Source organism: Alcaligenes sp. CHO6 (assembly GCF_037120595.1).
Taxonomy (GTDB): Bacteria; Pseudomonadota; Gammaproteobacteria; order Burkholderiales; family Burkholderiaceae_B; genus Alcaligenes; species Alcaligenes ammonioxydans.
In genome coordinates this window covers 466,093-478,863 of the sequence record NZ_JBANCI010000002.1, presented here as the reverse complement: position 1 = coordinate 478,863, position 12,771 = coordinate 466,093, and the positions used below count along the sequence as shown (strand labels likewise).

The 12,771-nt window shown below is 55.9% G+C and carries 14 protein-coding genes; 13 read left to right on the top strand and 1 reads right to left on the bottom strand.

Translation table 11 applies throughout. The features are described 5' to 3' along the window. Window positions 1–89 precede the first annotated feature (89 nt). The 13 genes from dacB (at window position 90) to V6936_RS10075 (ending at window position 12,175) form a co-directional block, all read left to right on the top strand. On the top strand, window positions 90–1,538 hold the full coding sequence (gene dacB / locus V6936_RS10135; RefSeq protein WP_059318671.1) for a D-alanyl-D-alanine carboxypeptidase/D-alanyl-D-alanine endopeptidase: 1,449 nt from the start codon (window positions 90–92) through the stop codon (window positions 1,536–1,538). A gap of 70 nt (window positions 1,539–1,608) precedes the next feature. Beyond that, window positions 1,609–2,259 carry a uracil phosphoribosyltransferase gene (upp, locus tag V6936_RS10130; protein WP_003803685.1) on the top strand — a complete coding sequence of 217 codons (651 nt, stop codon included), beginning with the start codon at window positions 1,609–1,611 and terminating at the stop codon, window positions 2,257–2,259. Between the two features lie 102 nt (window positions 2,260–2,361). Beyond that, a complete protein-coding gene (locus V6936_RS10125; protein WP_336579814.1) occupies window positions 2,362–3,078 on the top strand; it encodes a hypothetical protein in 717 nt (238 codons plus the stop codon). A gap of 145 nt (window positions 3,079–3,223) precedes the next feature. Next, window positions 3,224–3,541, top strand: coding sequence for a DUF883 family protein (locus V6936_RS10120; RefSeq protein ID WP_003803683.1), 318 nt, complete (start codon window positions 3,224–3,226; stop codon window positions 3,539–3,541). Between the two features lie 150 nt (window positions 3,542–3,691). Continuing rightward, complete coding sequence (locus V6936_RS10115; protein WP_039943748.1) at window positions 3,692–4,081, top strand: phage holin family protein; 390 nt, start codon at window positions 3,692–3,694, stop codon at window positions 4,079–4,081. Next, window positions 4,078–4,467: a hypothetical protein gene (locus tag V6936_RS10110; RefSeq protein WP_003803681.1), complete on the top strand. Its 390-nt coding sequence runs from the start codon at window positions 4,078–4,080 to the stop codon at window positions 4,465–4,467. The genes V6936_RS10115 and V6936_RS10110 overlap by 4 nt, the downstream gene beginning before the upstream one ends. 159 nt (window positions 4,468–4,626) lie before the next feature. Further along, window positions 4,627–5,505, top strand: a complete 879-nt coding sequence (locus V6936_RS10105; protein WP_003803680.1) for a LysR substrate-binding domain-containing protein — start codon at window positions 4,627–4,629, stop codon at window positions 5,503–5,505. A gap of 434 nt (window positions 5,506–5,939) precedes the next feature. Next, entirely contained in the window at window positions 5,940–7,163 is a 1,224-nt protein-coding gene (locus tag V6936_RS10100) for an aromatic ring-hydroxylating oxygenase subunit alpha (protein WP_003803678.1), read from the top strand. Between the two features lie 18 nt (window positions 7,164–7,181). Beyond that, window positions 7,182–8,147, top strand: a complete 966-nt coding sequence (locus tag V6936_RS10095; protein ID WP_336579812.1) for a PDR/VanB family oxidoreductase — start codon at window positions 7,182–7,184, stop codon at window positions 8,145–8,147. Window positions 8,148–8,167: 20 nt separating this feature from the next. Beyond that, complete coding sequence (locus V6936_RS10090; RefSeq protein WP_003803672.1) at window positions 8,168–9,040, top strand: NAD-dependent epimerase/dehydratase family protein; 873 nt, start codon at window positions 8,168–8,170, stop codon at window positions 9,038–9,040. Between the two features lie 47 nt (window positions 9,041–9,087). Beyond that, window positions 9,088–9,702 carry an NAD-dependent dehydratase gene (locus V6936_RS10085; protein WP_336579810.1) on the top strand — a complete coding sequence of 205 codons (615 nt, stop codon included), beginning with the start codon at window positions 9,088–9,090 and terminating at the stop codon, window positions 9,700–9,702. A gap of 9 nt (window positions 9,703–9,711) precedes the next feature. Further along, on the top strand, window positions 9,712–10,884 hold the full coding sequence (locus tag V6936_RS10080; RefSeq protein ID WP_336579809.1) for an oxamate carbamoyltransferase subunit AllG family protein: 1,173 nt from the start codon (window positions 9,712–9,714) through the stop codon (window positions 10,882–10,884). Next, on the top strand, window positions 10,865–12,175 hold the full coding sequence (locus tag V6936_RS10075) for an amidase (protein ID WP_003803666.1): 1,311 nt from the start codon (window positions 10,865–10,867) through the stop codon (window positions 12,173–12,175). Before V6936_RS10080 ends, V6936_RS10075 begins: the two co-directional genes overlap by 20 nt. Window positions 12,176–12,241: 66 nt before the next feature. On the opposite strand, the gene V6936_RS10070 is transcribed toward V6936_RS10075, so the two are convergent. After that, on the bottom strand, window positions 12,242–12,676 hold the full coding sequence (locus V6936_RS10070) for a hypothetical protein (protein WP_003803663.1): 435 nt from the start codon (window positions 12,674–12,676) through the stop codon (window positions 12,242–12,244). Window positions 12,677–12,771 lie beyond the last annotated feature (95 nt).

Genomic DNA, 12,771 nt, shown 5'->3' with positions numbered 1-12,771 from the left:
CCGTCAGATTGCTGAATCGGCCATATCCGCAGTGTTTTTCTTTCGGTATGCTTGGGTTTTTCCTGAATTGATCTGTTGGAGACGAGGGCATGGGTGTTTTGAAGACAAAGCCTGTTTTGAGTCGTTGCAAGCATATGGCTCTGGCAGCCTTGCTGATGGTGCAAGGCGCCTCACTGGCTCTGGCCCAGGCCCTGCCTCCCGAGTTGGCGTCGGTCTGGAGTGCCAGCCGCCTTCCCCAATCGTCTTTGTCGATTGTGGTGGACGAGGCAGATGGCCCGCGTCTGATTGGCGTCAATCCCCAGGAGCCCCGCAACCCCGCTTCGGTCATGAAGCTGGTCAGCACCTGGGCTGGCTTGTCCGCCTTGGGGCCGGAATATACCTGGCGCACCACCTTGATGGCCCAGGACGGCCTGCAGGTTGATGAGCAGGGCACCTTGAAAGGACCCTTGTATATCAAGGCGGGAGGCGATCCGTTTCTGACCGTGCCGCAGTTATGGGACATGTTGCGTGAACTCCGTTTGCGTGGGGTGAAGAATCTGACCGAAGTGATTGTGGATCGTTCCATTTTTGGCAATGTGACGATCAATCCGGGGGATTTTGATAACGCGGGTGATCGACCCTATAACGCCAGCCCGGATGCCATGATGGTCGGGCTGGGAGCCTCCCGGCTGGTATTTCAACCTGATGCGCAGGCGCGCAAATGGGTGGCGATTATTGATCCGCCGCTGCCGGGTGTGCGCGTGCAGGGTGAAGTGGAGTGGTCGACCGCAACGTGCCCGGGCTCACCGGTGATCGGCACCCAGATTCAACCCGAAGCCGGGGGCATGGTGGTACGCGTCAGCGGTAAGGCGGCCGCCTCTTGTGGCGAATTCAGCGTGTATCGTCTGGTGCACTCTCAAACTGAGTTTTTCGACAAACTGTTTCGCAGTCTGTGGCGCGATCTGGGCGGCACCCTGGCGCGTGATATCAAGCCTGGCCGGGTGCCGGGTCGTGCCCAGGCCATTACCTGGCATGATTCGCAGTCCCTGTCTGACCTGATCCGTCTGGTGAACAAGCAAAGCAATAATGTGATGGCCCGCACCATCTTGCTGACCGTGGGCGCGGAGATGAGCGGTCCCGGGGCCACCGTGGCCAGCGGCGAGCGGGCAGTCATGAACATATTGGGACGCCAGGGCGTCAACACCAGCGGCTGGGTTGTGGACAATGGCTCGGGCCTGTCGCGCAACGGACGGGTGACCGCCGGCGGCATGGCTGATATGTTGAAAGTTGCCTGGCGCTCGAACTGGATGCCTGAATATATTTCCTCTTTCGCCATCTCCGGTGTGGATGGCACGGTACGTTCACGCTTGCGGGACGACGAGGTGCAGGGGCGCGCCCACCTGAAAACAGGCACCTTGCGCGACAGCCGTGCGCTGGCCGGTTACGTGCTGGGAGCGAGCGGAAAGCGGTATATTGTTGTCATGATGGTCAATGACGAACGTTCTGCCTCTGCCCGGCCCTTTTTTGACGCAGTGGTGAAGTGGTTGGCAGTGCGTTAATGATCACGATAGTGCGGGCTGCTGTGCAGCGGCCCTGTTTGTAGTTTGTTCCTAATTTGATGAAGCAATCATGCCCATACACGAAATACGTCACCCTTTGATCCGCCATAAACTGGGCCTGATGCGCAAGGCAGATCTGAGCACGAAAAATTTCCGCGAAATGTCCCAGGAAATCGCCTCCTTGCTGACCTACGAGGCTTGTAAGGATTTGCCCCTGGAGCCCACCACGATTGAAGGCTGGTGTGGGGATGTGGAAGTGGAAAAGCTGGCAGGCAAGAAAGTGACGGTGGTTCCCATCTTGCGTGCCGGTATTGGCATGCTGGACGGGGTGTTGAACCTGATTCCGGGTGCCAAGGTCAGCGTGATCGGCATCGCCCGAAATGAAGAGACCCTGGAGGCCCAGGCCTATCTGGAACGTCTGGTCGGGGAGCTGGATCAGCGCCTGGCCCTGATTATCGACCCCATGCTGGCAACCGGAGGTTCCATGGTTGCCACCATCGATCTGCTGAAGAAAGCAGGCTGCAAGAACATTCGCGCCCTGGTGCTGGTGGCAGCGCCTGAAGGCATTGCCACTCTTGAAAAACACCACCCTGACGTACATATCTATACCGCGTCCATTGACAAGCACCTGGACGAGCATGGTTATATTGTGCCGGGCCTGGGGGATGCGGGGGACCGTATTTTCGGCACCCGTCAAAAAGTGCAGGACGGCGAGGTGTAGGCCGGGAACTTGTCGCGCTTTTTTACAATCCCTTGCTCGTCCCCTAGAGGGGATAGGCATAATAAAGAGTCAAACCTACGTTTCACTGAATTCAGGATGTGCATGAAACTGAAAGCTTGGATGGCTGCTCCGCTGTTGGTGATATCGGGCCTGGGTTCGGCTCAGGCCGGTCTGTGCGACGTCCCTTTCATGCGTGATGGCGGCCAGGTTCAATTGACGGGTTCGGGTTTTCTGGCCATGGGCGCAGACCTTGCTTTTTCCGACGTGAAAAAGCAGGGGGGCGACCAGTGTCAGGCGCGCGTACAGGGCAAGGCTAGTGTGGCCCTGGCTGGCTTACCGGCCAGCAAGCCCAATATTGACTATGTCATGACAGTGCGTGATGGTCGTACCCGCTTTCAGCGTGACGATGGCCGAGGTGGCTTGGAAGCGGTCCACGGTTCATTTGACTTGCGTTTGCTGGGGCTGTTTTCCTACGAGCACGGCGGCTTGCAGGAAGGCCAGACCTTCCCCCGCCAGGACTTCCAGATCAATCTGGACAAACGAGCCCAGTCCAATGTGCTGCGTGTCCATACTGGTGCCAAAACGGTGGGCGCCCTGCAGACGGTGCAGACGGCCTTGGGCAATTACGAATGCTGGCCGATTCGCTACCAGCGAGAGATCGAGCCTACCCAAGCCAGTTTCAGCGGCATCAGCCTGCCTATTCCGGGTATTAATTCTCAGGTTACCGATTGGTACTGCCCGGAAGTGCAAATGGTGATGAAGCAGGAAAGCATTCAGAATGGTGTACCGTCTACGGTAGACGTGACCCACTTGAAGTAAGCTTGCGACGCGTCCGTTGCAGGTTTACGGAGTATCTTTATCCTGAATAGAGCGGGTTAAAGAATTTTGTGCGGCGCTGTGATGGCGTCATTCACTTGGCGATACGTATTTGTCGCGTGTCCCTTTCAACTGCAAGGAGTTATTTATGGCTACCAAGAAAAGTCTGGAAAACAGCGGAGACAAATTCATCGAGGAAGTGAAAGCGAGCTTGGATGAAGCTGAGCAACTGATGCGTGAAGCAGCCGAAGCGACGGGCGATAAAGCTGGAGAGCTCCGTGAGCGAGCTTTGCGTTCATTGCGTGTGACCCGCGATTCGCTGCATGATGCCCAGGAAGCGGTGGTTGAGCATAGTGTTCGTGCGGCCAAGGCCACCGATAACTATGTGCATGACAAACCCTGGCAAGCCATCGGCGTGGCCGGTATTGTGGGCCTGATGTTCGGCATGCTGATCAGCCGTCGTTAATCTGTCTGTGCTCTGCGCTGCTGACTGGTTTAAGCAGCAGAAAAAGTAGCCCTGCCGATCCGAACCTTCCGGTTCGGATCGGCAGCCTCTTCGCAATCAGGCTCCTGACATTGCGTGCAATGGCAGGATGTCGCAGAGCAGGAATAAAACATGGCGCTAAGGCAAACTATCAGTCAGCTTGGTTCTACCTTGATAGGGGCCGTCAGTACTCGATTGGAGCTGTTCGCTCTGGAAGCTGGCCAGCAAAAGGCGAGCCTGATCACGCTGTTTAGCATGGTGTTCGGCGCGCTGCTCTTCTCAACGCTGGCAGTGCTGGTGTTCAGCTTGCTGCTGGCTTTGTATTTCTGGCCGACAGAATATCGCTACTGGGCTCTGGGCGTGTTGGTCGTGCTGTATGCGGGTTTGGGAGTGGGTCTGTTCATGGCGGTACGCCGTCGTTTGACCTCCGGTCCGATTCCTTTTTCGGCCACTTTGTCCGAGTTGCGTCGCGATGTTGCATTTATTGAGCGCTTGCGGGATACCGAAGGAGACGGTAAATGAGCATCAAACAAGAGAGCATGTCTGCCCAGGAGCGGGCTGTGCGTATTGAATTGTTGCGAGTGCGCGCCTCCCTGGAGCGCCAGACTTTATCGTCCCAGGTCCATTCGCTGGGGCAGGACTTAAGCCCTGGCAATTTGTGGAACAGTGTCAAACCTTCTGGTCTGAGCATGGGCGGCGTGGTTAGTAATGCGTTGTCTTTGTCGCGTCGTTATCCGTTTTTGCTCTCCGGTGCATCGGCATTGCTGAGCAGTTTGGGTGGGCGCTGGATGCGGATTGGCGCTCTGGCCCTGGGAGCGTGGAAGTTGTACGACTCGTCCAAATCAGCGCGTGAAAAAGCCCGCAATGTTCTGGTTCCCGTGCGACGCAGTCCCCGCGTGGACGAGTAAGTGGCGCGTATTTTGAAAAACCGGCTCCGGCCGGTTTTTTTTGCGTCTGATCCTGGCTTTGCATTCTGCCCGACTGGTTTTTGAGGGCAGCAGGGCTTATGCTCCCGATAATCAATAATTCCAATTGAACTAGACCCACCCCAGGAGACATCGCCCGTCATGCAGGTGCCATTACTGAATGCGTTAAGAACTTTTACGGTATCGGCGCAAAGGCTGAACTTTACCAAGGCAGCCGAGGATTTGCTGGTCTCCCCCTCAGCGGTCAGCCATCAGATCAAAGTGCTGGAGGAGTATCTGGGCTGCAAACTGTTTTTGCGCAAAAACCGTTCCCTGGAGCTGACGGATCAAGGGCAGTTTCTGTTTGATCGTTTGCAGCGGCCTTTTTACGAGATCAATCAGGCCTTGCGCGAATTGCGTATGCCACACGGCAAAAGCCGCATCAATCTGTCCTTGCGCCCCTTTGTGTCCAGCATGTGGTTTACCAGGCAGCTGTGTGACTTCTGGTTGAAGCACCCGGATATTGAAATTAATTTACTGCATAGCTTGCAGGCGCCGGATTTCTTCAGAGACAACATCAATTTTGCGATTGTCTGGGGCAAGCAGGGGGACTGGCCGCACTTACAGACTTTGCGCATCATCCCCGGTAATTTGACGCCCGTGTGTGCGCCATCGTATTTGCAGGCGCATGGCCAGATTAGGTCTTCGGCAGATCTCAACCAGCATGTGCTGATTCACGAAGAGAATCAACTCTGTTGGGAGCAGTGGTTACGCAAGGCGGCTGGTCAGGAACTGACGGCTAAAAAGAGCTTTCATATCGATGACACGAATGTACGCCTGAATGCGGTTCTGAACGGTCAAGGGGTGATGCTGGGTTGTCCGGCTCTGTTGCAGCCACTGATCGAGAAAAAGGAACTGGTTCAGCTGTTCGATGTTTGTCTGGATGAATACGCGTATTTCCTGGCTTATCCCAAAGAGGCGAATCATAGTCGGCAGGAGCAGGAGTTTGTGGATTGGGTGGCGTCCATTGCAATCCGCTAGGCGGTAGGGTCGGAGCGTTTCCCCGGCTGGCGTTCAGTGATGGGACTTTCTCAGTTTTACTGGGGTTGCCACTGCCACTGCCACTATCCCTTTGTCCCTAGTCTCTAAGGTAATGCTTGAGGCTTGGGAGGCCGTTCTTGCAACGCATCGGGCTTGTGAGCCCTTTATTGCGCGCTATTTTGCTCACCTCAGGCATGGAGCGGACTTGCCAGCGGCCGTTCCGCAGACCTTGAATCGGGGTTGAGGCCGGACTGGTCGTTCTCAATCCGCAACGATTGCAGCCTTCCGTTTCTCCTTCCTTCGTTTCAACAACAAAAAAAACTCATCGTTCCGTCAAATTTACTCAATTTTCAAGCGCCACTCCCTGTCGCATCATGGGCCTGACCAAATAAAAGCCATTCATGGTGCTCATGCAAACCAGAGGAGATATCGAGATGAATCATGCTGTGCGCTCGCCGATTGCGATTGAAGAATTTGACCGCAGCTATTTTCAGCAGGAAACCGACGAGGTTTTTGCCTTGCCTCCCGAGTGTTTTACCTCGGAAGCGTTTTTTCAGTTTGAACTGAATGCTGTGTGGAAGAAGCAGTGGTTCTGTGTGGGCCGTGCAACCGACATCCCCAATGCCGGTGACTTCTTCACCTTTGATGTAGGCAATGATGCCTTGTTCGCCATTCGCACGCGTGAAGGCGGTATCAATGTCCTGTCCAACGTCTGTCGCCACCGCAATATGCTGTTGCTGGAAGGGGCGGGGAATGTACGTCGCATCAGTTGCCCCCTGCATGCCTGGGTGTACAACATGGAAGGTGAACTGGTTTCGGCTCCCGGCCTGACGGATACTGACGCCAGTTTCGACCCCAAGAGTGTCTGTCTGCCCAAGATCCGCACCGAGGTCTGGGAAGGCTTCATCTTCATCAACTATGACGCCACCGCGCCCGCTTTGCATACCCGTCTGGGTAATCTGGGCAAGCAGTTGGCCAACTACCGCATGGCCGAACTGAAGTCCTCGGAACCCTTGAAGATGGAGAGCTTCGACTGGAACTGGAAGATCTTCAATGACGAGTGCTATCACTGCAGCTTTTTGCACGCCTCGTCCTGGGGAGGCATGTATGAAACCAATCCGGACCGGGTGGATGAAACCGCTGTCTTTAATGATGTGCCCAATGGCATTGTGTCCTACAACCTCATCTCCACACATAGAGATGCTGCACCCACCCATACCGGCTCCATTTTGCAGCCGCCCATGGATGGCTTGACCGACCAGGAACGTACCCAGCTTTCCTACGTGACGGTGGCCCCCAACCTGTTGCTGGTGGCCATGCCCGACAAGGTCAAGTATTTCATGTGGTTGCCCAAAAGTGCCCAGCAGTCCACCTATGGTGTGTCCTGGATGTACCCGCAAGCCACGCTGGAGCGTGAGGACCACAAAGAGAAGTTCGATCAGGAACACGACGATCTGTACCCCGTCATGATCGAGGATCTGTTTGCCTGGCGTCGTTCGCATCAAGGCATGCAGTCCAACTTTGCGTCCCGTGGCCGTTTGACCAACGAAGAGCTGGTCATCAAGCGTTTGCAGAACTGGCTGATCGATCTGTACCGCGCCGAAGAGCGTCGTGCGGACGAACAAAGCCGGGTGTTGCCGATCAGAGCGATCGCCTAAGGGAGCAGGAGCCGCATCATGCAGCAAACTTTGCAAACACGCGTGCTGAAGAAAACCAGGCTCTCGGACCGTGTCGTCGGTCTGACCCTGGGTTTGCAAAACGGGGCCGAGTTTCCCGCCTGGGAGCCGGGGGCCCATATTGAGTTGGAGCTGGCGGTCTCGCAGAGCGAGCCGCTATACCGTCAGTATTCCCTGTGTGGCCAGCAGGCCAACACCCGTGAATGGCAGATTGCCGTTCTGAAAGAGGACGCGGGGCGAGGGGGCTCGGCCTACATCCATGAAGTGTTGCAAGAAGGGGATGCGCTGGCTGTCAGTCTGCCGAAAAACCACTTCCCCTTTGCTGCCAACAAGAAGTGCTTTTTTATTGCCGGTGGCATAGGCATCACGCCTATTGTGCCCATGGTTCAGGCGGCTGCAGCCGCTGGCCTGGACTGGCATCTGTTGTATCTGGCCAGAAACGCAGCAGATTTTATTTTTCTGCAAGAACTGCAGCAGGTGGACGGCCAGCGCATCACCACGCATGCCTCCAATCAGGACGGCCTGTTTGATCTGCAAGGAGCATTGAAAGTGCTGGATGCACAAACCGTCGTCTATTCCTGCGGTCCGCAGCCGTTGCTGACGGCCTTGGAAAACTATCAACAGGAACAGGCCGACAGTGGCTGGCAACTGGTGCTGGAGCGTTTCTCGGTAGAGACCGACCCAGCCATGCTGCAGGGCAAGAGCTTTACCGTGACGTTGCAAAAATCGGGCAAACGCATTGCGGTAGCCGGGGATGAAACGATTCTGGCGGCCTTGAAACGGGAAGGCATACGGGTCAAGTGCTCATGCCAGAACGGAACTTGCGGGACTTGTGAAACTGGGGTGATTGCCGGTCTGCCGGAGCATCGTGATTTTGTGCTGTCTGAGCAGGAACGCCAGCTCAATGAAACCATGATGATTTGTGTTTCGCGTGCCGTGTCGGCTGAATTGGTATTGGATCTATAACAATAAACAGGAGAAACACCATGAAGAAAGTGGTGGTTACAGGCGGTTCGGGCCGTGTGGGCTCGTACGTCGTACAGCAATTGATGCAGACCATGGATGTGGTCGTGGCGGACTTAAAGCCCAGCCAGCATCAGGTGTCCTTTGTGCAAACCGATGTGATGGATCTGGACGCGGTTCGTGCCGCGACCAAGGATGCGGACGCGGTTATTCACTTGGCCGCTATCGATTTTGACTGGAAAGCGCCCGAGGAGCAGTACATCAATGTGAATGTACGAGGCACTTGGCATGTACTACAAGCTTGTCGGGAAAATGGCGTAAAAAAAGTGGTGCTGTGTTCCAGCATTTCCGCCTGCGGCCTGTCGGAAATGCGGGCGGACTGGAAGCCCCAGTATCTGCCCGTGGATGAAGCTCACGACAACAAACCTTATCAGGCTTACAGCGTCAGCAAAATCATGATGGAGCAGATGGCCAAGAGTTTCAGCGAGGCCACGGATATGGAGATTATCTGCCTGCGTCCGCTGGCCGTGGTGTTGCCCGAAACCATTCACGAATATATCCAGTTTGTGGACAGCCCCGACCGTAACTGGCTGTTTTATTACATCTGGGCAGCGGACTTGGCACGCGCCTTTGAGGCGGCCGTGAATCTGCAAGGTCTGCGCTACGGCGTGTTTTTCATCAGCGCAGACGATAGTTCTCACCCCCTGGCAACGACAGACTGGTATCAGCAGATTATTGGTCCTGTGCCTGAAATCAAGAACCCGCGCTGGTATCAGAATAATCCTCGAGCTTCTATTTTCAGCAGCCAGGCCGCCAAGGAAATTCTGGGATGGCAGCCAAGTACGGATTTCCAACACCTGCGTGAGCAATACGCGGTGGAAAAAGACCTGGCCTGACGGGCCCAGGTACCCATGATGAATAATTTGAACACGGAGACTTGAGCATGACGGGTATTAAAACCGGTACGCTGGATTGGACAGGCGACAACCCTTTTATTTATTTAAAGACCGACCCTGAGCAGGATTGGTCGTCCTTGTCCCTGTATTTTCGCATTGCCAGCTCGGCTTATGGCAGCGGCCAGGCCATTCTGGTTCTGGACAAGCCCTACGAGGACGGACAGGACAATGACGCGCGTTTGCTGATCACGGACAACCAGCCCTTGGCCCACTATCTGGTACAGGATTTTGTGCGCCATTTCGGCCTGTTTCGCAAGGCAGTGGCGCTGGACAGGTTGCAGGTGTTTGATGACGGCATTTTTCAGACGGTGAACCGTTTCCCGGAACTGGTCAGCGAGTCTGTGACCTCCGCCCGTGCTGGTCTGACGGTGGAGTTGCAATGGCATCAAATGACGCAACCAGCTATTTGCGTGGATCTGCCGCAAAGCCAGACCCAAACCCAGAAGCACGAAATGATGTGTGTGTTTCACCCGGCGCAGCAAGCCAAGGTGCTGATCAATGGCACGGCCTTGCCGGGCAACACCATCGAGCGTGACTTTAACGGCTCGCGTGCGCAGTCCGCCAGTCTGGCGAACAGCGAGACCTGGGTGCGTGTGGCATAAGGAGACGAGATGGCTCAGCATGTAGAGACACAGGCTCTGGCCGTGATGCCAGCCTGGACGGGGGTGCGGTCCCTGCAATCCATTTTGCCTTCGCAAGACCGCCTGGTCTTGCATGCCGGGCCACCGTTTCGGGATGCGCAGGAACTGCCTGCTGCGATACGAAACTCGGTCCTGATTGGCATACTGTACGAGGGGTGGGCCACGAGCAAGCAAGAGGCGCAAGCCTTGCTGGAGGCGGGCGGCGTGCAACTGGCCCCCGCTCAGGATTATGGGGTGGTCGTGCCGCTGGCCGGCGTTGCGACACCGTCCATGTGCCTGATCGAGGTCAGCGACAGCAATCGGCCCGAGAACAAAAAATACTCGGTGTTCAATGAGGGCATGCAGTGGTGCACCCGACTGGGTATTTTTGCTGATGAGATGGTGCCGCATCTGCGTTGGCTGCATCAGGATTTGGGTGCACGGCTGGCCGCGCAGTTCCAGGGGCCGGTAGAACTGGCACCCATCGTTCAGGCGTCCTTGCTAAATGGTGATGATGGCCATGCGCGGACCCTGCATGCTTCCCGGCAACTGGCCGACATTATTGTCTCCTGGGGCATCAATGATGCGGCCAGTCAGACTTTCCTGCATGGCGCGATGGCCTGGGCATTGAATTACTGGATGGCGGCCAGCGCGCTGATCCTGGCATATCAGACACCTGCCGATGGCGCTAACGCCATTGTTAAAGTGGGGGGCAATGGTTTGCGTTTTGGTTTGCAGCTGGCCGGCTCCACGAGCTGGTTGGTGACGGATGCTCCTGTCATTGCGGGCAATAAAGAGCCCGGCCATGAGCAGGCGAACGCACTGGGTGCCTTGGGTGACAGTGCCGTGGTGGATTTTGTGGGGCTGGGTGGTCAGTGTCTGGATCTGGCCAGTCTCAGTGCCAGAAATCTGCAGGCATTCCTGCCCTCGGATTATCTGACGCGTCAAAGTTTGTTCTTGAAGACTCGCTTGCCTTTTCTGGCCGGACGCCCCGGCATTACCGATTTTGCGCAAGTGATGGCCAGCAATACCGGACCGTTGGTGCTGCTGGGCATGATTGACGGTGCTGGCGAGCGTGGTCGTGTTGGCGGCGGGGTGGCGACGGTGGATGCCTCTTTATTGCAGGCTCTCAAGGAGTGGCACAATGAAACGACAGTGGTTTAAGCTGCCTTTGCATCAATTGCTGCATGCTCTGCATTCGGGTCAGGCCAGTCTGCCCGAGATCGTGGCCTCGTTCTATGAGCGTATCGCCCTACGTGATGACAAGATCGGCGCCTGGCAGTATTTGATTGATCAAGAAGACTATCTGGCCGAATACGAAAGTCGCAGCGATTTTTACAAGGCCTCGCCCTTGATGGGCCTGCCCTTTGCGGTCAAGGACGTGATTGACACGGCAGGCATTCCCACTAGCATGGGATCGGCCATTCACCAGGATCGGATTCCAGACATGGATGCTTCCTGTGTTACCGCAATCAAAGCGGCAGGCGGCATCTTGATGGGCAAGACGGTCACGACCGAGTTTGCTTACTTTCAGGCAGGCAAGACAAACAACCCGCATGATGCCGAGCGCACACCCGGTGGTTCGTCCAGCGGCTCTGCTGCCGCTGTCGCTGATTTCATGGTGCCGGTCGCCTTTGGCACACAGACGGCGGCCTCGGTCATACGACCCGCCTCTTATTGCGGTTGCACAGGCTATGTAGGCACCCGCAATGAGTTTTCCTTACGCAATATTCAGCCCTTGGCGCAGTCGCTGGATTCGCTGGGGATACTCAGCAATGATGTGCTGGATACGCTTTTGCTGCGTAATCTGCTATTGCACAAACCGTTGAATCTGGCGGCGCCAGGCACCCAGAGCAGCAGTGTGTTCGCGATGTTTACCGGCCAGGCACTGGGCGAGGTTCAAGACAAGATGCTGGAGACCCTCCAGGCCTGCCAGCAGGATCTGATCGGGCAGGGGCATCAGTGTGTGGATTTTCCCTTGCAGGACAGCATTGTTGAGCTGACGTCATTGCACGCCCAGATCATGGCTTATGAGGTGGCGCGCAATCTGGTGTATGAACAACAGCACCATGACAGCTTGAGTGCCCATGTGCAGTCCTTGATTCGTACGGGACTGGCTTTTCCCTACAAGGACTACATCGCGGCCTTGCGGCGGGCGGATACACTCAAACAGCGGCTGCTGGACTGGTTCGAACAGGCAGGGGCGGATTTCATCCTGGCACCTGCGGCAGCAGGGATAGCGCCTTGTAAAACCGAGGGCACCGGGGCGCCATTCATGAGCCGGGCCTGGCAACTGTTGGGCTTGCCCGTGGTCTCCCTGCCTTTGGGTTATGCCCAGAAAATGCCGATGGGCTTGCAGTTGATCGGCAAGCCGCATCAGGATGATGATTTGCTGCTGCAGGCGCTGCAGTTTCAGCAACATTTTCTAAGTACGGATTCGGTTCTGGCCGTGTAATTTCCTGTTTTCTTTTTTCTTTTGAACGCTCTGTTTTTACAGAGCGTTTTTTTTGACGCTGCGCTTTTACAGTTTAGGCAGTAAGTATTTTTCCAATAAGCACTTCAAACCGTAGAGTGCTCCGCCGATAATCGCCGCAATGGCCAGAAAGTCGGCGCTGAACACACTTTGTTCCTTATCGGCCAGTTCCATATAGATGTGTTCGTTAGCGGGTCGCGCGTAGGTCATGGGAATGGAAGGCCTGGGCAAGTCCGCCTGCAGGACCAGATAGTTGCCATTCGGGCCTGCCTGCAACAGAAGCGTGTCGACCGGGGTGGGGGCCAAACCATTGCTGTTCCCCAGTTCGCACAGTGTCCGGGCTCCTTGCGCCCAGTTGTCCTGGCTGTCCGGACAGTAGGCCTGAATGCTGTAGCCGTTGCTGAACTGCACCGTCAGCCACCCTTGGACGTGCGAGGCGGGGTCGCTGCTTACAGTTACGTTGGTCAGGCTGACAGTGGTCATGGTGCAAATTCCTTGGCAGTGCAAACGCGCTTTTCAGTCTGCTTAGGGCAAGGACTCAGTCTATATTTGATGCGCGCTTCAACAGGCTATTCTAT